Annotated in this window: 16 protein-coding genes; 15 read left to right on the forward strand and 1 reads right to left on the reverse strand. The window is 60.4% G+C overall.

What is annotated here, in order from left to right; genetic code table 11:
- Nucleotides 1-5: 5 nt before the first annotated feature.
- Genes AC07T0_RS11455 through AC07T0_RS11465 form a run of 3 tightly spaced genes read left to right on the forward strand, consistent with a single transcriptional unit; the run spans nucleotide 6 to nucleotide 4829 of the window.
- Nucleotides 6-1865 carry a hypothetical protein gene (locus AC07T0_RS11455; protein WP_495001287.1) on the forward strand — a complete coding sequence of 620 codons (1860 nt, stop codon included), beginning with the start codon at nucleotides 6-8 and terminating at the stop codon, nucleotides 1863-1865.
- Nucleotides 1866-1875: 10 nt separating this feature from the next.
- On the forward strand, nucleotides 1876-4167 hold the full coding sequence (locus tag AC07T0_RS11460) for a hypothetical protein (RefSeq protein ID WP_495001288.1): 2292 nt from the start codon (nucleotides 1876-1878) through the stop codon (nucleotides 4165-4167).
- Nucleotides 4167-4829, forward strand: a complete 663-nt coding sequence (locus AC07T0_RS11465; protein WP_495001289.1) for a hypothetical protein — start codon at nucleotides 4167-4169, stop codon at nucleotides 4827-4829. The genes AC07T0_RS11460 and AC07T0_RS11465 overlap by 1 nt, the downstream gene beginning before the upstream one ends.
- A gap of 9 nt (nucleotides 4830-4838) precedes the next feature.
- On the opposite strand, the gene queG is transcribed toward AC07T0_RS11465, so the two are convergent.
- A complete protein-coding gene (gene queG, locus AC07T0_RS11470; protein WP_495001290.1) occupies nucleotides 4839-5912 on the reverse strand; it encodes a tRNA epoxyqueuosine(34) reductase QueG in 1074 nt (357 codons plus the stop codon).
- A 63-nt stretch (nucleotides 5913-5975) separates the two neighbouring features.
- On the opposite strand from queG, the gene AC07T0_RS11475 reads away from it, so the two are divergent.
- The 12 genes from AC07T0_RS11475 to AC07T0_RS11530 all read left to right on the forward strand — a co-directional run bounded on the left by AC07T0_RS11475 (nucleotide 5976) and on the right by AC07T0_RS11530 (nucleotide 20320).
- Nucleotides 5976-6836 carry an NAD(P)H-hydrate dehydratase gene (locus AC07T0_RS11475; protein ID WP_495001291.1) on the forward strand — a complete coding sequence of 287 codons (861 nt, stop codon included), beginning with the start codon at nucleotides 5976-5978 and terminating at the stop codon, nucleotides 6834-6836.
- Nucleotides 6824-7294, forward strand: coding sequence for a tRNA (adenosine(37)-N6)-threonylcarbamoyltransferase complex ATPase subunit type 1 TsaE (gene tsaE / locus AC07T0_RS11480; protein WP_495001292.1), 471 nt, complete (start codon nucleotides 6824-6826; stop codon nucleotides 7292-7294). Before AC07T0_RS11475 ends, tsaE begins: the two co-directional genes overlap by 13 nt.
- A gap of 3 nt (nucleotides 7295-7297) precedes the next feature.
- Nucleotides 7298-8725, forward strand: coding sequence for an N-acetylmuramoyl-L-alanine amidase (locus tag AC07T0_RS11485; RefSeq protein WP_495001437.1), 1428 nt, complete (start codon nucleotides 7298-7300; stop codon nucleotides 8723-8725).
- The gene (mutL, locus tag AC07T0_RS11490; protein WP_495001293.1) at nucleotides 8722-10632 is read left to right on the forward strand and encodes a DNA mismatch repair endonuclease MutL; all 1911 of its coding nucleotides are present in this window, start codon (nucleotides 8722-8724) and stop codon (nucleotides 10630-10632) included. Before AC07T0_RS11485 ends, mutL begins: the two co-directional genes overlap by 4 nt.
- Nucleotides 10632-11612 carry a tRNA (adenosine(37)-N6)-dimethylallyltransferase MiaA gene (gene miaA / locus AC07T0_RS11495; RefSeq protein ID WP_495001294.1) on the forward strand — a complete coding sequence of 327 codons (981 nt, stop codon included), beginning with the start codon at nucleotides 10632-10634 and terminating at the stop codon, nucleotides 11610-11612. The genes mutL and miaA overlap by 1 nt, the downstream gene beginning before the upstream one ends.
- Before the next feature lie 93 nt (nucleotides 11613-11705).
- Complete coding sequence (gene hfq / locus AC07T0_RS11500; protein ID WP_123423785.1) at nucleotides 11706-11966, forward strand: RNA chaperone Hfq; 261 nt, start codon at nucleotides 11706-11708, stop codon at nucleotides 11964-11966.
- Nucleotides 11967-11978: 12 nt separating this feature from the next.
- Nucleotides 11979-13280 carry a ribosome rescue GTPase HflX gene (hflX, locus tag AC07T0_RS11505; RefSeq protein WP_495001295.1) on the forward strand — a complete coding sequence of 434 codons (1302 nt, stop codon included), beginning with the start codon at nucleotides 11979-11981 and terminating at the stop codon, nucleotides 13278-13280.
- Between the two features lie 96 nt (nucleotides 13281-13376).
- A complete protein-coding gene (hflK, locus tag AC07T0_RS11510) occupies nucleotides 13377-14549 on the forward strand; it encodes an FtsH protease activity modulator HflK (RefSeq protein WP_495001296.1) in 1173 nt (390 codons plus the stop codon).
- Entirely contained in the window at nucleotides 14549-15418 is an 870-nt protein-coding gene (hflC, locus tag AC07T0_RS11515; RefSeq protein ID WP_495001297.1) for a protease modulator HflC, read from the forward strand. Before hflK ends, hflC begins: the two co-directional genes overlap by 1 nt.
- A gap of 292 nt (nucleotides 15419-15710) precedes the next feature.
- Entirely contained in the window at nucleotides 15711-16898 is a 1188-nt protein-coding gene (locus AC07T0_RS11520; RefSeq protein WP_495001298.1) for an ATP phosphoribosyltransferase regulatory subunit, read from the forward strand.
- Between the two features lie 54 nt (nucleotides 16899-16952).
- Nucleotides 16953-18245, forward strand: a complete 1293-nt coding sequence (locus AC07T0_RS11525; RefSeq protein WP_017125065.1) for an adenylosuccinate synthase — start codon at nucleotides 16953-16955, stop codon at nucleotides 18243-18245.
- Nucleotides 18246-18385: 140 nt separating this feature from the next.
- Nucleotides 18386-20320 carry a methyl-accepting chemotaxis protein gene (locus tag AC07T0_RS11530; protein WP_495001299.1) on the forward strand — a complete coding sequence of 645 codons (1935 nt, stop codon included), beginning with the start codon at nucleotides 18386-18388 and terminating at the stop codon, nucleotides 20318-20320.
- Nucleotides 20321-20489: the final 169 nt, after the last annotated feature.

Raw genomic sequence — 20489 nt, forward strand, 5'->3', positions numbered from 1 at the left:
CAGTGATGTCTGCGCAATTCAAGCTGTTAGAAATGAACGAAGATCGCTATACGGTGGACAGTCCTTTTTATGGAGAAAAGGATTATACGTTCACCTTTGAGTTTACTGCTGTCAATGCGGTCTGGCAGGCGCATGACGCCGACTCTGCCAGTCTTGTTGCCAAACCCAACATCTGGATGGGCGAAAAAAAGCACGACCACTATCGCACGGAGCCACGGGAGGGCGCGGCGAGTGAGAGGGTCTTTTCCTATCGAGAAGGCCGAAGCTTTACACTGGTCTGTTTGAACGATCAGTTGTATCTCATGCTTAGAATATGGGAGGAGGATGCAAGCGGCAAGGTGTCAGCCGCGAGCCGACAGGCTAAAAGTGCGGTGAAAGTGGCGACACGTCAGGTGTCGGGCAAGACCGAACCGCTTATTTTTTCTCACAAGGATCCCTGCGTTATCAAGTTGGAAACAAAAGACGGTGTCTCGGTCGTCAAAGTCTGGAATAGCGAAAAAGCCGGGGAACAGCCTTTTATCCTGGCTGACTTCGGCGAAGATTTTAAAGATTTTTTCTCGGGTTTCGGCGTGTTCCGCTTCAACACGATTCCCGCGCCGGTCAAAAGTGGCCGGCACTCTTTGCAACTGCACAGGGTGGCCGCCTGGGTAGGCAACCCTCAACCCGAAGGCGAGAATAATTTCAGGGATTATCTGAGCGAAAAAAAGCAGGTATTGAAGCGTTTTGGATACCGGCAATTACCGCTGGAGAGATTGTCAGCCCACTACCCCCTGCAAGGAAACCGCTGGAGCACGTTTGGCCAGAACGCTTTTGCCTCCGTGGAAAACCGGCATTTTGCAATCGGGGCTGCGAAGGGACTCTGTTTTGATGCATTCAAAAACAAGTGCTCCATTTTTTTGCGGCCCACGGGAGATCGCGGCGCGTCCAGTAGCGGTATGTTGAATATCGCCTTGAAAGAAGAAGGTTTATCTAAAATCACCACAGTGGTGACGCAAATCGGTGAGTGCAGCCAAGCAGAAGCGGTTTTTGCAAAGCGCAGGCAATGGTTGAATTTCAAGGCGGCTGTCGAGGAGATAGAGGCTTTCGACCCGAGCGAATCCTTCGTCCTTTCTCCTCACTATAAGGATGGATCGATTGCCGCCGTCATCAACACCGGCAAGTTGACGAATCGACTTCCACAGTTCATGAAACGTTTGGCCGCGGCCGATTTTGCCGACGCACGCCGGATCACGGAAACGATGAGCCAGCTTCAAACTGCTCTGCGTGACGACCAGAAAAAGCTGTATGTACGTCGAGAGAAGATGGGGCTACTCACGGTCAAAACCTCCGCGCCGGAGAACAGCCTCGCGTTCAGTCTACAGATACTCAGGCGCATGAATATTGATGCCAGCGGTCGCGCATTGAGTTACGAAGAGAAACTGGTTTTCAGCGATGCTCAGGGCAATGACCATGGACTGATGGATCTAAAGGATTTCCCCTGTTTCCTGTTGTTGTCGTTAAGCGCCGACCGAAAAGAGTTCAGCCTGTTTGCCGCACGTTTGGACAGTGAGCTGGCCACGCCATTGACGCCTGCCTTCCACTACAAAACCTCCGCTACAGCAGATAGCGGCTCGGCTCAGGCCAGTCGAACAATCACTGAAGTTGTTTTGGCGCTTGGCTTGGGAAACGCGTCCCTTGACGGCCCTGTGACGATCTCGATCAAGGATTTGAGCCTGTGGAACACTGCATTGTGGCAACGCCAGGGACTGCTCGGCGCGGCGGACAAAGCGGACGAAGACTATAACGTGAAAACATTGGCCCATCTGAGCTTTTCCGGTTCGTTCAATGCTCTGCTGGAACAATATAAAAAATCCCTGAACGTTTAGGCGGGGCCGTATGCAAAGGTTGTTGTTTGATTATAGTCTGAATCAATATGAAATATCCGGCAGTGGGCTAAACCAGGAGAGCTTGGCCTATTTTGAATCGATCATCACGCTGCTGAAACGTTACGCTATCGTTTTTCCCAGTCTCCAACTGGAAGATAAGGAAATCCGAGCTAGCCAAGGCGCAAGGACTTACCGCTTGGGTGAGATTCATAGTCAAATGCATGAGGGCCGTCGAGTCATTTATCCGTGCTTTCGAGACCAATGGGATTTTGATTTTACCAAGGAGATCTCATCATTTCGGCTCTGGAAGGACATGAACGAAAGTTTGCGAGGGGCTTACTCACAGCTTGAGTCGGATTTATTGACGGCGAGGGGCGAAGGCGCGCGCGCACTGATCCATTTGACCTTGCTGAAAGACTTCATCGCGATGGCTAAATTGCAGGGTGAAGACTTTATTGAAAAGAAAATCGAGTTGAATTTTCTGAAAGGCCTGGTCGCTCTGTATTATTTGGCGATCGTCCAGAAAAAGCTGAGGGTTTTTCACGGCGTCAACGTGTCGGCTACCCTCACACGATCGGCGGGGCGGGTGAAGCGCGCTGTAAAAGGGTCGCTGTATCTGCTGATTGGCGAAGATATCGCCAGTGCCAAGCTGTATCGGGAGTTTTCTTCTTTTGAAGACCCCATTTCCATGCATGTTATCAGTTTGTATTTTTCTTATAAAAGTAAAGGCGGGCTTAAAAATCCCGAGGATTTGCTTAGATTTTCTCTGGCGATAAAAGCCATGATCGCGGCGGATATCGATCGTGGCAGATGGCGGCTTGATGCGACCCTTTTTCCCATCATAGCCGATGTATTGGATCCCCATGGGACCGTACCCGGCGATCCAGAGGCGGTTCGACGTTACCTCGATAATCTGGATGGGGATTTTGTACGTTTCAGAAAGGCAAGACTGGATCAAGCCATTGGCCGTGAGCAGGCGGCTGGGGTTTACAGCATCAGTCACCACTATCGGGTGCAGTCACCTGCGGTCGGTGCGTTCTGGGACACAAAACCGCCAAGGTTCATTGATCTGCTACCGATTGATTACATCAGTCCGAGCCATGCGCAAAGCGGTTTTGATGGAACCATCAATATACTCGCTCATGCGGATGTTTTTGGTTTGGGCGGCGTCTCTAATCCTGAGAGAATCGCGAACTGGCTATATGATAATTTCTCAGGTTCGTTTGGCAAGGATCCGGTAAATTTCAGGGGAATAAAATTTATCAATTTTACCGCCTGTCACTTTCCCAAGGCCATGGCGGAGTATGTAACGGTTCTGTTTCTGGCGCGTTGCCTGGAGGAGGGACGCTTCAAGGTGGTCGGCGGTGATGGCCTGGAAAGGAACTGGCTGCCGAATATCACTGTTATTTGCAGTCCGCATGTTTCGTTGGTGTATCTGGGCGGGCGATTTTGGCCGATTCATTCCTCCTTTGTGGAATCGGGTGACAACATGTCTCCCCTGCCAGGGGTTGTGCTGAACGTCATGAATGCCATGCGGGCTCGTGAATTTTCCAGTTTTATATCCAGAGCCGGTGCTTTGGATCTTAATGAGCCCTATGTTCAACAGTTCCTAAAAGAGACCCATCTGTTTTCCATCGACGGTCTGAACGGAAGTGACTTTCGGGGCGGGGTCATTTCGCAGGATGAGTTCGATCAGGCAAAAAACAAGAAAGCGGCGGATTACAAAATTTATGAGCAAGGTGTCTTGGAGGAGAGAAACCGAAGGCGGGTTGAGCGAGACGTTCTTGTTCAATCGCTGTCGCCGCCATTCGGACCCTTGACGAGAGAACAGCACATTGCCAATACTGAACATTTGGCTTATGAAATGGTGTCTATCAAACCCAAGGGCGAGGGCGCATTTTTACGAGTCAATACATTTGAAACGATGCGGTTGTTGCATGGTTACTACGCAGAGATAAAAAATCGCTACCGCTCTCAGGCACCCGGTGGGAGGGGCGACAGTGAGGCCAATAGCCGAATATACAAGCGGGCCTTGGAGGATCTGAAACGGGAAAACAGAATAAAATTCCTTATTGATCCACTGGATCCGAATTATCATTATAAACGACACGCGATACTCAAATGGTTCAGGGAGCATTTGGGTGTCAACTATAGAGAGTTTCAGGACTTTTCATTTTATAGTCCGCACGAGTCGCGAATGATAGGTTGGGAACCGGAAAATTACGCGTGGACCTCCTATTATAATCAGCAACTGGCAGACATACTGTTTGTCACCACCGCCGGGGACGCGAGCGAAAGCTGATGGTGACGATGCCTTCGACGCCGAACAAACGCTTGGAAGTACTGGATTTTGGCCCGATCCCGACGGTTCTGTTATTCGGTGCCACCCCGCATCTGCTCTTGAACGTCAATCCTTTTGGCTGGGCGGCCGGTGAGTCCCCGCAGGAGCAGGCCCTCAACAAGTACCAGGTCAGATTGCACCCCGAAACCAGCTACACCTTGCAGTTCAAGACCAGCTTGATGGCGTCAAAGGACCTTGACTCGAACTTTGGCGGTCGTACCGAGTTGCTTGTCCCGCAAGGGACGTTCCAGACGCTTCCTCAGGTCAGTCTGGATCTATCCGGCCAGGAGGATGCGCGCGAGACAATTCCAGAGTTGGACTTGTCGCGGTCTTCCCTGGAGATCGTCAAGTTCAAGGGCAAGAGCACCTTCAGGCTCGATCTGGTGATCGACAATAGTCAGACGGCTTGCGCAATGGAGCAGGTGGTTCGAACCGTGCAACTACCTGCCCATATCAAGTTCAAGAGCGGAGAGCAGCACCCGGTGATGGCGGTGGTCGGGGAAGGATCGCGGCTTACCCTGAGAAACGCCAATGGGCGGTCCCTGCTGCTGTTGAAACGGGAAGTCCGCTATTGTGAGATTGATATTCAGGCGTCGGTCAGCGGTTTTGCGGTCTCTATTTGAATCTCGAGGTCAAACGGCGTCGCGCTGCGTATGTTGCCGCAGTGCCCACTGCACATGTTCCTGGACCAGTTCCGACGGGTAGTCGCGACGGCTGTTGAGCGCTTCAAGCACCGGAATCGTCGAAGGCGCGTTTCCCAGCCCGACCGCCAGGTTGCGCAGCCAGCGTTCATAACCTGCCCGGCGCAGTGGCGAACCCTCGGTATTTTTCAGAAAGGTCTCTTCGTCCCACAGAAACAGCTCGGCCAGCCCGGCATTGTCCAGGCTGTGCCGGGGCTTGAAGTCGCCTTCATCCGACGGGCGGGCGAAACGGTTCCACGGGCAGACCATCTGGCAATCGTCGCAGCCGAACACCCGGTTGCCGATCAACGGGCGCAGCTCTTCCGGGATCGCGGTTTTCAGCTCGATGGTCAGGTACGAAATGCAGCGTCGCGCGTCCAGCACATAAGGCCCGACGAACGCCGCTGTTGGACAGATATCCATGCACGCCGTGCAGCGTCCGCAATGCTCCGTGGCATGGGGGGCATCTACCGGCAGCGGCAGGTCGACGAACAGCTCGCCGAGAAAGAAATAGCTACCGGCCTGGCGATTGAGCACCAGGGTGTTCTTGCCGATCCAGCCGAGCCCGGCCTGTTCGGCGATGGCCTTTTCCAGGACCGGGGCGCTGTCGACGAAGGCGCGGTAGCCGAACGGGCCGATAACCCGCTGGATACGCTCGGCGAGCTGCTGCAGGCGCTTGCGGATCAGCTTGTGATAGTCGCGGCCCAGGGCGTAGCGCGAGACATAGGCCTTTTCCGGTTGACCCAGGCGCTGGGCCATCTGGGTGTCGCCCGGCAGGTAGTCCATGCGCAGCGACACCACCCGCAATGTCCCGGGCACCAACTCGTCGGGATGCGAGCGCTTGCTGCCGTGGGCGCCCATATAGTCCATGTCGCCGTGATAGCCGGCGTCGAGCCAGCGTTGCAGGTGCTGTTCATGCTCGCCCAGCTCAAGGCCGGCGATGCCAACTTGTTGAAAGCCCAGTTCACGGCCCCATTCCTTGATGGATTGGGCGAGGGCGGGAAGGTCGACGCTATTTACAGGCATGAGACAGGAGAAACCTAGGCTTTGATGCGTATAATTCTGCCAGACATCAGAGCTCGACGACGCATGCCGCAGACCAAACCGCCTTTTTCCGATATTCAGTCATTGACCCTCGCCACGCTGCCGAGCCTTCCCGCACGACAATTGGATGCCCACAAGGGGCAGTTCGGCCATGCCCTGTTGATCGGCGGCGACCGGGGGTTTGGTGGCGCGATCCTGCTCGCTGGCGAAATGGCCTTGCGCGGCGGTGCCGGACTGGTATCCCTGGCGACCCGTCCCGGGCATGTGGCCGCCGCGTTGGCCCGGCTGCCGGAGGTCATGGCACTGGGTATCGAATCGGCCAATCAGTTGATGACCGTGTTGGCCCAGGCCAGCGTACTGGTGGTCGGCCCGGGACTCGGTCAATCCGCCTGGAGCCGCAGCCTGTTGTCGCTGGCGGCCAACGCCGGGGTGCCGCAAGTCTGGGATGCCGACGCCCTGAACCTACTGGCCACTGGCAGTTTCGCGCTGCCGGCGGACAGCGTGATTACCCCACACCCGGGGGAGGCGGCGCGCTTGCTGGGAATTTCCACGGCAGCCGTACAGGCGGATCGTCCCGCCGCCGCGCGCCAGTTGGCCCAGCGGTACCAGGCGGTCTGTGTGCTCAAGGGCGCGGGCAGCCTGATTGCCGCGCCGGACGGGCGTCTGTCGATCTGCGAGCGCGGCCATCCGGCCATGGCCACGGCGGGGCTCGGCGATGTCCTGTCCGGGCTGCTCGGTGCCCTGCGGGCTCAGGGCCTGCCGGCGTACGAAGCCGCCTGCCTGGCGGTATGGCTGCACGCCAGCGCCGGCGAACAGTTGGGAAAAAACGGCCGTGGACTGGCGGCCAGCGATCTGATTCCGGTCATTCGACAGTTGCTGGAGGAGCAATCACCGTGTCTGAACTAACCCTTCAACTGCCTGATGAAGAGGCCATGGTGGCGTTCGGCCGGAAAATCGCCGAGGTGAGCCGTGGCGTCGGAGTGATTTTCCTCGAAGGCGACCTCGGTGCCGGCAAGACCACCCTGTCCCGGGGCATCATTCGCGGCCTCGGCCATGCCGGCGCGGTGAAAAGCCCGACCTTTACCCTGGTTGAACCGTACGAAATCGGTGATATCCGTGCCTTCCATTTCGATCTGTATCGCCTGGTCGATCCGGAGGAGCTGGAATACATGGGCATTCGCGACTATTTCGACGGTGCGGCCCTGTGCCTGGTGGAGTGGCCGCGGCGCGGTGAGGGCTTTTTGCCAAAGCCTGACCTGACCATTACCATTAGCCCGCATAATGGCGGCCGTTCGCTGTATCTGTTGTCCCAGGGCCCGCGTGGCGACTCCTGGTGTGCCGATCTGGCATTGGAAATCAAATAAATGATGGGGTTTGGTATGCGCCTTCGCGCGTTGGTTGCTGTCGTGGGATTGTTGCTGGCGGCACTGGCCGTTGACGCCTTGGCGGCGACACAGGTCAAGAGTGTTCGCCTGTGGCGGGCCCCGGACAACACGCGGCTGGTATTCGACCTGTCCGGCCCGGTCCAGCACAGCGTATTCACCCTGACCTCTCCGGATCGGCTGGTGATCGATATCAATGGCGCGACCCTGGGCGGCCCGCTGAACGTGCCGACCGCCAACACCCCGATCAACAGCCTGCGGGCTGCCCAGCGCACGCCGACCGACCTGCGGGTGGTGGTCGACCTGAAAAAGGCGGTCACGCCGAAAAGCTTCGTCCTGGCGCCGAACGCGCAGTATGGCAATCGCCTGGTGGTCGATCTGTACGACAACCCCGCCGATGCCGCGCCCGCGCCGGCACCGACGCCTGCCGTGGCCACCGTGCCGGCGGTCCCGGTAACGCCGACGGAGCCGGCGATCAAGCTGCCGCCGGCTCCGGCGGGCAAGCGTGACATCATTGTGGTGATCGATGCCGGCCACGGCGGCGAAGACCCGGGGGCCTCCGGCTCCCGTGGCCAGCACGAGAAAGACGTGGTGCTGGCCATCGCCCGAGAGTTGCAACGCCAGGTCAGTGGTCAGAAGGGCTATCGTGCCGAGCTGACCCGCACCGGCGACTACTTTATCCCGCTGCGCGGTCGCACCGAGATCGCCCGCAAGAAAGGCGCCGACCTGTTCGTCTCGATTCACGCGGACGCCGCGCCGTCGGCGGCGGCCTTCGGTGCCTCGGTGTTCGCCCTGTCCGATCGTGGCGCCACCTCCGAGACCGCCCGTTGGCTGGCGGACAGTGAAAACCGCTCCGACCTGATCGGCGGCGCCGGCAACGTCAGCCTCGACGACAAGGACAAGATGCTCGCCGGCGTCTTGCTCGACCTGTCCATGACCGCCTCGCTGACCTCCAGCCTCAACGTCGGTCAGAAAGTCCTGAGCAATATCGGGCGGGTCACGCCGCTGCACAAGCAGCGGGTGGAGCAGGCCGGGTTCATGGTGCTGAAGTCGCCGGATATTCCGTCGATCCTGGTGGAGACCGGATTTATCTCCAACTCCAACGAGGCGTCCAAGCTGGCCTCCTCGAATCATCAGCAGGCACTGGCGCGCTCTATCAGCGCCGGTATCCGCCAGTTCTTCCAGCAGAACCCACCGCCGGGCACCTATATCGCCTGGCTGCGGGACTCCGGCAAGATCGCCGAGGGCCCGCGTGACCATCGCGTGGCGCCGGGCGAGACCCTGGCGATGCTTGCCGTGCGCTACCAGGTCTCGGCGGCGACCTTGCGCAGCGCCAACAACCTGAGCAGCGATGAACTGAAGGTCGGGCAGAACCTGACCATTCCCGGTGCTGAACTGGCGGCCAAACAATGAGCGAAGCCCTCAACAGCAACACCCGCATCGAACTGCTCAGCCCGCGACTGGCGAACCAGATTGCCGCCGGTGAGGTGGTCGAGCGTCCGGCCTCGGTGATCAAGGAACTGTTGGAAAACAGCCTGGACTCCGGCGCCAAGCGCATCGATGTGGATGTCGAGCAGGCCGGCGTCAAGCTGCTGCGGGTGCGCGACGACGGCAGCGGTATCTCCGCCGACGACCTGCCGTTGGCGCTGGCCCGTCACGCCACCAGCAAGATTCGCGACCTGGAAGACCTGGAACGGGTGATGAGCCTTGGCTTCCGTGGCGAGGCCCTGGCCTCCATCAGTTCCGTCTCCCGGCTGACCCTGACTTCCCGCACCCGTGATGCCGACCAGGCCTGGCAGGTGGAAACCGAAGGCCGCGACATGGATGCCCGGGTGCAGCCCGCGGCCCATCCGGTGGGCACCTCGGTGGAAGTCCGCGATCTGTTTTTCAACACCCCGGCGCGGCGCAAGTTCCTCAAGGCCGAGAAGACCGAGTTCGATCATCTGCAGGAAGTGATCAAGCGCCTGGCCCTGGCCCGTTTCGATGTCGCCTTTCATCTGCGCCACAACGGCAAGAGCATTCTCAGCCTGCACGAGGCCCATGACGATGCGGCCCGTGCCCGGCGTGTGGCGGCGGTCTGCGGTGCGGGCTTCCTCGAACAGGCGCTGCCCATTGAGGTGGAGCGCAACGGCCTGCACCTGTGGGGTTGGGTCGGCCTGCCGACCTTCTCCCGCAGCCAGGCGGACTTGCAGTATTTCTATGTGAACGGCCGCGCGGTGCGTGACAAGCTGGTGGCCCATGCGGTGCGCCAGGCCTATCGCGATGTGCTGTTCAACGGCCGGCACCCGACCTTCGTGCTGTTTTTCGAGGTCGATCCGGCGGTGGTCGACGTCAACGTGCACCCGACCAAGCACGAAGTGCGTTTCCGTGACGGGCGCATGGTCCACGATTTCCTCTACGGCACCCTGCACCGCGCCCTGGGCGACGTGCGCCCGGAAGATCACCTGGCCGCGCCCGCCGCTGTCGCCGGTATGGTCCGGCCGACGGGGATCGAGGCCGGCGAATTCGGTCCCCAAGGCGAGATGCGCCTGGCGGCCAATCTGCTGGAGCAGCCCCAGGCCCAGCCTTCATCCGCGTTTGCGCCGGCGGCCGGGTCGGGTTCCGGTGCCGGTTATCAATATCAGTACCGCCCGCCAGCCACCCAGATGCCGCCAGCCGCCGAGGCCCAGGGCGTCTATCGCGAGTTTTTTGCGCCGCTGCCGGATGCGCCGACCCTGCCCGACAGCCAGGGCGACGTCCCTCCGCTGGGTTATGCGCTGGCGCAGCTCAAGGGTATCTATATCCTCAGCGAAAACGCCCAGGGCCTGGTGCTGGTGGACATGCACGCGGCCCATGAGCGGATCATGTACGAACGCCTGAAGATCGCCATGGCCAGTGAAGGTCTGAGCGGCCAGCCGTTGCTGGTGCCCGAATCCCTGGCGGTCAGCCAGCGCGAAGCCGATTGCGCCGAAGAGCATGTCAGCTGGTTCCAGCGCCTGGGCTTCGAATTGCAGCGCCTCGGCCCGGAAACCCTGGCGATCCGGCAGATCCCGGCCCTGCTCAAGCAGGCCGAGGCCAATCGTCTGGTCCAGGACGTACTGGCCGACCTCATGGAGTATGGCACCAGCGACCGGATTCAGGCGCACCTGAACGAATTGCTCGGGACCATGGCCTGCCATGGCGCGATTCGCGCCAATCGGCGCCTGGCCCTGGCGGAAATGAACGGCTTGCTGCGGGATATGGAAAACACCGAACGCAGCGGCCAGTGCAACCACGGTCGGCCCACCTGGACCCAGCTCGGGCTGGACGATCTGGACAAACTGTTCTTGCGCGGTCGCTGATGACGGGCTCCAAGGCATTACCACCGGCGATCTTCCTGATGGGCCCGACGGCGGCGGGCAAGACCGACCTGGCCATCGAGTTGACCAAGGTGCTGCCGTGCGAGCTGATCAGTGTCGACTCGGCCCTGGTCTACCGGGACATGGATATCGGCACGGCCAAGCCCTCGAAAGCCCTGCTGGCGGAGTTTCCGCACCGGCTGATCGATATTCTCGACCCGGCGCAAAGTTATTCCGCCGCCGAATTTCGTCGTGACGCCCTGACGGCGATGGCCGAGATCACCGCGCGCGGCAAGATTCCGCTGCTGGTGGGCGGTACCATGCTCTATTACAAGGCCTTGCTGGAGGGGCTGGCGGACATGCCGGCGGCCGATCCGCAGATCCGTGCCGAAATCGAAGAAGAGGCCGCACGCCTTGGCTGGCAGGCCCTGCACGACCAATTGGCGGTTATCGACCCGGAATCGGCGGCACGCATCCACCCCAATGACCCTCAACGCCTGAGTCGGGCGCTGGAAGTCTACCGGGTCAGCGGATCGAGCATGACCGCCCACCGCCAGCGACAATCTGCGCAAAGTACTGACGCAGCCGCTTCGGGACGGCCTCAATTACCCTATACTGTTGCCAACCTGGCCATCGCCCCGGCGAATCGTCAGGTCCTGCACGACCGAATTGCACAAAGATTCACACAAATGCTGGAACAGGGGTTCGTAGAGGAGGTCGTAGCTCTGCGTAGGAGGAATGACCTGCATGTCGGGTTGCCTTCTATACGTGCTGTAGGCTACAGGCAAGTCTGGGAGTACCTCGAGGGCAAGCTGACGTCAGCCGAAATGCAGGAGCGCGGCATCATTGCCACGCGCCAATTGGCGAAGCGCCAGTTCACCTGGTTGCGCAGCTGGACGGATCTGCACTGGCTGGACAGCCTGGATTGCGACAATCTGCCACGCGCCTTGAAATACCTTGGGACGATCTCCATATTGGGCTGAGTCCTTGCAATTGCCGTCTATCCTTGGGGGAAAGGCGGTATAAGCCATCCATTTACCTATTTTTTATTATTGATCCTTAAAGGAGTGCGGCACATGTCAAAAGGGCATTCGCTACAAGACCCTTACTTGAATACCTTGCGTAAAGAGAAGGTTGGGGTTTCCATCTATCTGGTCAACGGCATCAAGCTGCAAGGCACGATCGAGTCCTTCGACCAGTTCGTGATCCTGCTGAAGAACACCGTCAGCCAGATGGTCTACAAGCACGCGATCTCGACAGTGGTACCGGTTCGTCCAATTCGTCTGCCTAGCGCAACCGAAACCGAACAGGCTGATGCTGAGCCTGGTAACGCCTGATAGGAGTCTCCTTTGTTCTTTGAGCGCCACGGTGGTGGTGAACGGACCATTCTCGTTCACTTGGAAGGTCAGGACCCTGAGGCGCGCGAAGATCCGCAGGAGTTTCAGGAGTTGGCAGCATCGGCAGGCGCCGAGACCGTCGCGTTTTTCAACGTGCCGCGTCATCGGCCAACCGCCAAATATCTGATTGGCACTGGCAAGGTCGAGGAGCTTCGCGATCTGGTCAAGGCCGAACAGGTCGACATCGTGATTTTCAATCACATCCTCACGCCCAGCCAGGAACGTAACCTCGAACGCGTTTTCGAGTGTCGCGTGTTGGATCGCACGGGCCTGATTCTCGATATTTTCGCCCAGCGCGCCCGCACCCATGAAGGCAAGCTCCAGGTCGAACTGGCCCAGCTTGAGCACATGAGTACGCGGTTGGTCCGCGGCTGGACTCACCTTGAGCGACAGAAAGGCGGTATCGGCCTGCGCGGTCCGGGTGAAACCCAGCTGGAAACCGACCGGCGTCTGTTGCGGGTGCGCCTGCGGCAGATCAAGGGCCGCCTGGAAAAGGTTCGCAGCCAGCGCGAGCAGTCGCGCCGCGGGCGCAAGCGCGCCGATATCCCGACGGTGTCGCTGGTGGGTTACACCAACGCCGGCAAGTCGACCTTGTTCAATTCCGTCACTGAGTCCGACGTCTATGCGGCGGACCAGTTGTTCGCCACTCTCGATCCGACCCTGCGCCGTCTCGAGCTCGATGACCTCGGGCCGATCGTGCTGGCCGACACCGTAGGTTTTATCCGGCACCTGCCGCACAAACTGGTCGAGGCTTTCCGGGCTACGCTCGAAGAGTCGAGCAACTCCGACCTGTTGCTGCATGTGATCGACGCCGCGGAGCCGGACCGGATGCTGCAGATCGAGCAGGTCATGGTGGTGCTTGGCGAGATTGGCGCCCAGGATTTGCCGATCCTCGAGGTCTACAACAAACTCGATTTGCTCGAGGGTGTCGAACCGCAGATTCAGCGCGATGAAGACGGCAGGCCGCAGCGGGTCTGGCTCAGCGCCCGTGACGGGCAGGGCCTGGAACTGCTCGAACAGGCGATTGCCGAGTTGCTGGGCAACGATTTGTTCGTTGGCACCTTGCGCTTGCCGCAGCGTTTTGCTCGACTGCGTGCACAGTTCTTCGAGATGGGTGCGGTGCAGAAGGAAGAACACGACGACGAAGGCATTTGTCTGCTATCCGTTCGTTTGCCCAGGGCCGAGCTCAATCGAGTGGTCACGCGCGAAGGGATGAAGCCGCCGGAATTCATCGAACAACACACTTTGCAATAAAAGCCTGGGAAAGCGGTTGTGCCGCGTTGACAGGCATTCTGTAGCATTGGTCGGCGCGCCGCGGGCGCGTCTTTGCTTTATCAGATGGAGAGCGCTATGGCTTGGAATGAGCCGGGTGGCAACTCGAACAATCAGGATCCTTGGGGTGGCAAGCGCCGTAACAACGGCGACCGCAAGGGGCCACCGGATCTCGACGAAGCCTTCCGCAAGCTGCAGGAGAGCCTGAACGGGTTGTTCGGTGGCGGTAAGAAACGCGGTGAGGATGGCGGTTCGGGCGGTGGCAAGGGCGGCGGTTTCGGTCTGCTCGGCATCGGCCTTGTCGTGCTCGCGGCCATGTGGCTGTACAGCGCGGTCTACGTCGTCGATGAACAGGAGCAGGCGGTGGTCTTGCGCTTCGGCAAGTACTACGAAACCGTAGGGCCGGGCCTGAACATCTATTTCCCGCCGATCGACAAGAAGTTCCTGGAGAACGTCACCCGTGAGCGGGCGTACACCAAGCAGGGCCAGATGCTGACCGAAGACGAGAACATCGTCGAAGTGCCGCTGACCGTGCAGTACAAGATCAGCAACCTGCAGGACTTCGTGCTGAACGTCGACCAGCCGGAAATCAGTCTGCAACAGGCCACCGACAGTGCCCTGCGCCACGTGGTGGGTTCCACCGCGATGGACCAGGTGCTGACCGAAGGGCGGGTGCAGATGGCTGGCGAGATCAAGGAGCGCCTGCAACGCTTCCTCGACACCTATCGCACCGGCATCACGGTGACTCAGGTGAACGTCCAGAGCGCCGCCGCGCCGCGCGAAGTCCAGGAAGCCTTCGACGACGTGATCCGCGCTCGCGAAGACGAACAGCGTTCGCGCAACCAGGCCGAAGGTTACGCCAATGGCGTGGTGCCGGAAGCCCGTGGCCAGGCCCAGCGCATCCTCGAGGATGCCAACGGCTATCGCGACGAAGTGGTTTCCCGCGCCAAGGGTGAGGCCGACCGCTTCACCAAGCTGGTGGCCGAGTACCGCAAGGCACCGGAAGTTACCCGTCAGCGTCTGTACCTGGACACCCTGCAGGAAGTCTTCAGCAATACCAGCAAGGTGCTCGTGACCGGCAACAAGAACGGCCAGAGCAACCTGCTTTACCTGCCGCTGGACAAGATGATCCAGAGCGGTTCGGGCGGCAGTTCGCCGGCCAAGGGCGTGGGGCCGATGGCCAGTGGCAACACTGATGTCACGCCGCATATCACCGAGCCGCAACCCACACGCACCCGGGAGAGCCGCTGATGAGCAATAAATCACTGATCGCCCTGATCCTCGGGGTCATCGTGGCGGTGGCTGCCTGGAACTGCTTCTACATTGTGTTGCAGACCGAGCGGGCCGTCCTGCTGCAATTCGGCCGTGTGGTCGAGGCCGATGTCCAGCCGGGCCTGCATGTGAAGCTTCCTTACGTCAACCAGGTGCGCAAGTTCGACGCCCGCCTGATGACCCTGGATGCCCCGACACAGCGCTTCCTGACCCTGGAAAAGAAAGCCGTGATGGTCGATGCCTACGCCAAGTGGCGGGTCAAGGACGCCGAGCGCTTCTACACCGCGACTTCCGGCCTGAAGCAGATCGCCGACGAGCGTCTGTCCCGGCGTCTGGAGTCGGGCTTGCGTGACCAGTTCGGTAAACGCACCCTGCACGAAGTGGTGTCCGGCGAACGTGATGCGCTGATGGCTGACATTACTGCGTCGTTGAATGGCATGGCCGAGAAGGAACTGGGTATCGAAGTGGTCGATGTCCGGGTCAAGGCCATCGACCTGCCGAAGGAAGTCAATCGCAGCGTCTTCGAGCGCATGAGCACCGAGCGTGAGCGCGAGGCCCGTGAGCACCGCGCCAAGGGTAACGAACTGTCCGAAGGCATCCGTGCCGACGCTGATCGCCAGCGCCGAGTGTTGTTGGCTGAAGCTTATCGCCAGTCGGAAGAAGCCCGCGGTGACGGTGATGCCCAGGCCGCCGCGATCTACTCCAAGGCCTATGGCCAGGACCAGGAGTTCTACGCGTTCTACCGTAGCCTGCGCGCCTACCGTGAAAGCTTTGCGGACAAGAGCGACGTGTTGGTGCTGGACCCGAGCAGCGACTTCTTCCGTTACCTGGAAAAAGCCAAGCCCTGATCCAAGGCGCATCATGCCCCCTCCGCCCGGCAGCTAAAACGCCGGGCGGGGTGATCCTTTCGGAAAACGGGTGTATGATGCGGCAGCCGGGAAATTCCCGGCTTTTTTGCGTCTGTATGTTTGATAGGCAGGCGGCGGGTTGATCGACCCGACAGGTTTTTCGAGGAAAGTGGTAGGCGAAGCCGATTTCAGGCTGTTCGTCGCGTCGTTCTTGCGCGCGCGTTAACCATTTTCTGCTTCACTCAAGGCTCGCCTGCGGGCTAGCTGCCCGGATCATAGGGGAAAGGCGTTAATGGCAACGGTAGATCGCTGGCTCCTGCCAGATGGCATCGAAGAAGTACTGCCGCCTGAAGCGGCGCGCATCGAAGTGGCGCGGCGCCAGGTGTTGGACCTGTTCCAGAGCTGGGGCTATGAGTTCGTTGTCACCCCGCATATCGAGTATCTGGAATCCTTGTTGACCGGCGCTGGCCAGGACCTGGACCTGCGCACCTTCAAGGTGATCGACCCGCAGTCGGGCCGGCAGATGGGGTTCCGCGCCGATATCACGCCGCAGGTGGCGCGTATCGACGCCCACACTCTGCGGCGCGAAGGCCCGAGCCGTCTGTGCTACGCCGGCAGCGTGCTGCATGCGCAGCCGCGGGCCTTGTCGTCCTCGCGCAGTCCGATCCAGTTGGGCGCCGAGTTGTACGGCGATGCCAGCCCGAGCAGCGACGTCGAGGTCATCAGCCTGATGCTGGCGATGCTGCAACTGGCCGATGTGCCGGATGTGCACATGGACCTTGGCCACGTCGGTATCTATCGTGGCCTGGCTCGCGCCGCCGGCTTGTCCGGTGAAGTGGAGCAACAGTTGTTCGATGCCCTGCAGCGCAAGGCGATCGATGAAGTGATCCAGTTGACCGAAGGTTTGCCGGCCGATCTGGCCGCCATGCTGCGGGCGCTGGTGGATCTGTGTGGTGGCCGCGAAGTGCTGGCGGCGGCGCGTGAGCGCCTGGCCGGTGCGCCGCCACAGGTCACGGCGGCACTGGATGACCTGTTGGCGATTGCCGAGCGGCTGTCCGCGCGTTTTCCGCAGTTGCCGCTGTATTTCGACCTGGGCGAGTTGCGCGGTTACCACTACCACACCGGTGTGGTGTTCGCGGTGTTCGTGCCGGGTGTCGGCCAGGCCATCGCCCAGGGCGGTCGTTATGACGACATCGGCGCGGATTTCGGGCGTGCGCGTCCGGCCACCGGTTTTTCCACCGATTTGAAAACCCTGGTGACCCTGGGGCGTGCCGAGATCGAGCTACCGTCTGGCGGTATCTGGATGCCTGACAGCACGGATGCGGCACTCTGGCAGTTGGTCTGCCAGTTGCGCGGCGAGGGTCAGCGTGTGGTCCAGGCCTTGCCCGGACAACCATTGGCCGCCGCCCGCGAAGCGGACTGCGACCGGCAATTGATTCAGCAGAACGGGCTTTGGCAAGTATTGCCGCTGGCTTCTTGAGTTTTCCCGCCGGCGGCTGCCGGCACCAAGTTTGCGCGAATGAGGACAAGTGTTATGGGTAAGAATGTCGTAGTCCTGGGCACCCAGTGGGGTGATGAGGGCAAAGGCAAGATCGTTGATCTGCTGACCGAACATGCTGCCGCCGTAGTGCGCTATCAAGGTGGCCACAACGCTGGACACACCCTGGTGATCGACGGAGAGAAAACCGTCCTGCACCTGATCCCGTCGGGTGTCTTGCGCGAAGGCGTACAGTGCCTGATCGGCAACGGCGTGGTGGTTGCACCGGACGCCCTGCTGCGGGAAATCACCAAGCTGGAAGAGAAAGGCGTACCGGTGCGTGAGCGCCTGCGTATCAGCCCGTCCTGCCCGCTGATCCTGTCCTATCACGTGGCCCTGGATCAGGCTCGCGAGAAGGCCCGTGGCGAGCTGAAGATCGGTACCACCGGTCGTGGCATCGGCCCGGCGTACGAAGACAAGGTCGCGCGTCGCGGCCTGCGTATCGGCGACCTGTTCCACCGCGAGCGTTTTGCCGCGAAGCTGGGCGAGTTGCTCGACTACCACAACTTCGTGCTGGTCAATTACTACAAAGAGCCGGCCATCGACTTCCAGAAGACTCTCGATGAGTGCATGGAATACGCCGAGCTGCTCAAGCCGATGATGCTCGACGTCACCGCCGAGCTGCACAACCTGCGTCGTGCCGGCAAGGACATCATGTTCGAAGGCGCCCAGGGTTCGCTGCTGGACATTGACCACGGTACCTACCCGTACGTCACCAGCTCCAACACCACCGCCGGCGGCATCGCCACTGGTTCGGGCGTGGGGCCGATGTACCTGGATTACATCCTCGGCATCACCAAGGCCTACACCACCCGTGTCGGTTCGGGTCCGTTCCCGACTGAGCTGTTCGATGATGTCGGTGCCTTCCTGGCCAAGCGTGGCCACGAATTCGGTGCAACCACCGGTCGTGCCCGTCGTTGCGGCTGGTTCGACGCCGTGATCCTGCGTCGCGCCATCGACGTCAACAGCATCTCGGGCCTGTGCCTGACCAAGCTGGACGTGTTGGACGGTCTTGAAACCATCAATATCTGCGTGGGTTACAAGAACGAAAATGGTGCGGTCATCGACGCGCCGACCGATGCCGACAGCTACATCGGCCTGGAGCCGGTGTACGAGCAAATGCCAGGTTGGAGCGAGTCGACCCTGGGTGCCAAGACCCTGGAAGAGCTGCCGGCGGCGGCGCGTGCTTACATCAAACGTATCGAAGAGTTGGTCGGCGCGCCGATCGACATTATTTCGACAGGTCCGGATCGCAACGAAACCATCGTTCTGCGCCACCCGTTCGCCTGATAAGCCGTTGATGTAGATCACAAAGGGTCCCTTTTGGGGCCCTTTGTCGTTTCTACCTGTTGTTCGGCACGGGCCTTGCTGGGATTATCCTCTAAAAAAGGTGCCATCAAATTAATGGCGCCAAAGTCGAGGAATCTCCAGTGTCGGCCGTTCTCTCACTGTTACAAAGCCGTCTATTGCGGCCTGTGTTCGTTACCCTGGGTATCGCTCTTTTGGTGCAGGTGCTGGTGGCGGTCGCTCTGACTCGAAGCACGGTCACTGCGCTGGAGGCGGATCTGGGGACTCGTCTGGGTATCGACAGTCAGAAGCTGTCCGGTGAATTGGAGCAAGCCGGTAAAGAGGTGACGTCGAGTCTCGACAGCCTTTCGGTCAGTACGCGCCAGCGTCTGACCAGCGGCTTGTCCTCGCGGCTGAAGGATGAGCAGGCTCAGTTGCGCACGGCGTTGGAGAAGGATCTGAGGGATTCGGCCAACGACATGGCGCAGTTGCTGGCCTCCGTGGCCCCGCGGGCCATGTGGGACAACGACGTACCGACCCTTTCCGAATTCGCCCGCCGCGCTCAGCGCAATCCGAACGTGCTGTTCGTGGTGTATGACGATGCGACCGGTGAGCACCTGACCCGCTACCTGAATCGGGAAAACCCGATCAACAAGGCCCTTTTGGAAAAGGGCGAGGGTGAGCGAGCGCTGGACAAGGTGCTCAATGCGGCGAAGAACGATCCGTCGGTCTACTACCTCGAAGCGTCGATCAGCCCCAATGGCGTGGAAATCGGCAAGGTGCGGATGGGCGTTTCCACGGCCTCGGTCGAAACCGACCTGAAGGCGCTGGACCAGCGTTTCACGGCCTTGATCGCCAGCAGCGACAAACTGGTGGGCGACAGCCTGCAAGGCGCCTCGGCGGACAGTTCCAAGGCCATGCAGGCCCGTTTGCAATCGGCCCAGGCCACCGCTTCGCAAATGCAGGTCAATACCACTGCAACGGTGCAGGATGCGGCGCAGACCTTGCGCTGGCGGATCGGCATGGGCCTGGCCCTGGTCGGCCTCGGTGTACTGCTGTTGCTGGCGGTGGTACTCGGGCGGCGGGTGGTCAACAAGTTGCATCTGCTGATTGCGGCCTTGAATGACCTGGCGGCGGGGGAGGGTGATCTGACCAAGCGCGTTCAGCTCAACAGTAATGACGAGATCGGCGACATGGCCTCGGCGGTGAACCGCTTTGTCGACAAACTGCAGCCTATCGTGCGCGAAGCCGGTGATGTGGCCCAGCGTACCGGAGTGGAAATTGGCCAGATGACCTTGCGCAATGCCGGTGCCGATGCCGCCGCCGGCTTGCAGCGTGACGAAGTGGCGCAGAGTTTGCGCGAGCTGTCGAAGATGGCCGATGACGCGCAGGCCGAAAGCCATGCGATGCAGGCGGCGTTGAAGCAGGTGGTGGATATTCGCCAGGCGACGGATGAAAACACCCGGACCTCGGCCCAGGTCGGCAATCTGATCGAGGCCCTGGCCGGGCAGGTGGATACCGGTGCCAAGGTGATCGAGCGGTTGGCGCAGCAGAGTGAACAGATTGAAGTGGTGCTGACGGTGATTCACGGGATTGCCGAGCAGACCAACCTGCTGGCCCTGAACGCGGCCATCGAGGCGGCGCGGGCGGGTGAGACCGGTCGCGGGTTTGCCGTGGTGGCGGATGAGGTGCGGGCGTTGGCGAGTAAGACGCAAAGCTCCACCGGCGATATCCAGGCGCATATCGGTGCCTTGCAGCAGGGCGCGCGGGAAGCGGTGGCGGCCATCGGTCAGGCGGGGCGTCAGGCCAGTGAAGGCTTGGCGGTGTTGCGCAGCAGTGTGAAGTTGCAGCAGAGCGTGCAGTCTTCGGTAGAGCAGGTGCATGCGGCGATCGGTCTGGCGACTCAGGCGGCGGCGCATCAGGCCGAGGGCGCGCATGCGGTGCGTGGGCGGGTCGAGGTGATCCATGCCCAGGCCGAGCGGGCGGCGCAGGCGGTGGTGGAAACCACGGCCAGCGGCAAGGTGCTGGACAGCCTGGCGGGGCAGCTCAAGGCGAGCCTGGGGCAGTTCCGGGCCTGATTTGTGGTGTCAGTGGCGGCCCCTTCGCGGGCAAGCTCCGCTCCCACAGGTTTTGTGTCGCGCCGCTAACCTGTGGTTGAGCGTGGACACGGTGGGGGCGGAGCTTGCCCGCGAAGAGGGCCTCAGGGTCGACAAAGTACGGGCTGAGTACCTATCTGTGGCAAGCCCG

This window comes from Pseudomonas sp. GW821-FHT04D07 (genome assembly GCF_059420225.1).

Excerpts from the sequence above, each read along its gene's own strand:
- hfq (WP_123423785.1), top strand. The coding sequence starts at position 11,706 with ATGTCAAAAGGGCATTCGCTACAAGACCCTTACTTGAATACCTTGCGT.
- AC07T0_RS11475 (WP_495001291.1), top strand. The coding sequence starts at position 5,976 with ATGCCGCAGACCAAACCGCCTTTTTCCGATATTCAGTCATTGACCCTC.
- hflK (WP_495001296.1), top strand. The coding sequence starts at position 13,377 with ATGGCTTGGAATGAGCCGGGTGGCAACTCGAACAATCAGGATCCTTGG.
- AC07T0_RS11525 (WP_017125065.1), top strand. The coding sequence starts at position 16,953 with ATGGGTAAGAATGTCGTAGTCCTGGGCACCCAGTGGGGTGATGAGGGC.
- AC07T0_RS11455 (WP_495001287.1), top strand. The coding sequence starts at position 6 with ATGTCTGCGCAATTCAAGCTGTTAGAAATGAACGAAGATCGCTATACG.
- hflC (WP_495001297.1), top strand. The coding sequence starts at position 14,549 with ATGAGCAATAAATCACTGATCGCCCTGATCCTCGGGGTCATCGTGGCG.
- AC07T0_RS11460 (WP_495001288.1), top strand. The coding sequence starts at position 1,876 with ATGCAAAGGTTGTTGTTTGATTATAGTCTGAATCAATATGAAATATCC.
- AC07T0_RS11485 (WP_495001437.1), top strand. The coding sequence starts at position 7,298 with ATGGGGTTTGGTATGCGCCTTCGCGCGTTGGTTGCTGTCGTGGGATTG.
- miaA (WP_495001294.1), top strand. The coding sequence starts at position 10,632 with ATGACGGGCTCCAAGGCATTACCACCGGCGATCTTCCTGATGGGCCCG.
- mutL (WP_495001293.1), top strand. The coding sequence starts at position 8,722 with ATGAGCGAAGCCCTCAACAGCAACACCCGCATCGAACTGCTCAGCCCG.
- AC07T0_RS11465 (WP_495001289.1), top strand. The coding sequence starts at position 4,167 with ATGGTGACGATGCCTTCGACGCCGAACAAACGCTTGGAAGTACTGGAT.
- queG (WP_495001290.1), bottom strand. The coding sequence starts at position 5,912 with ATGCCTGTAAATAGCGTCGACCTTCCCGCCCTCGCCCAATCCATCAAG.
- AC07T0_RS11520 (WP_495001298.1), top strand. The coding sequence starts at position 15,711 with ATGGCAACGGTAGATCGCTGGCTCCTGCCAGATGGCATCGAAGAAGTA.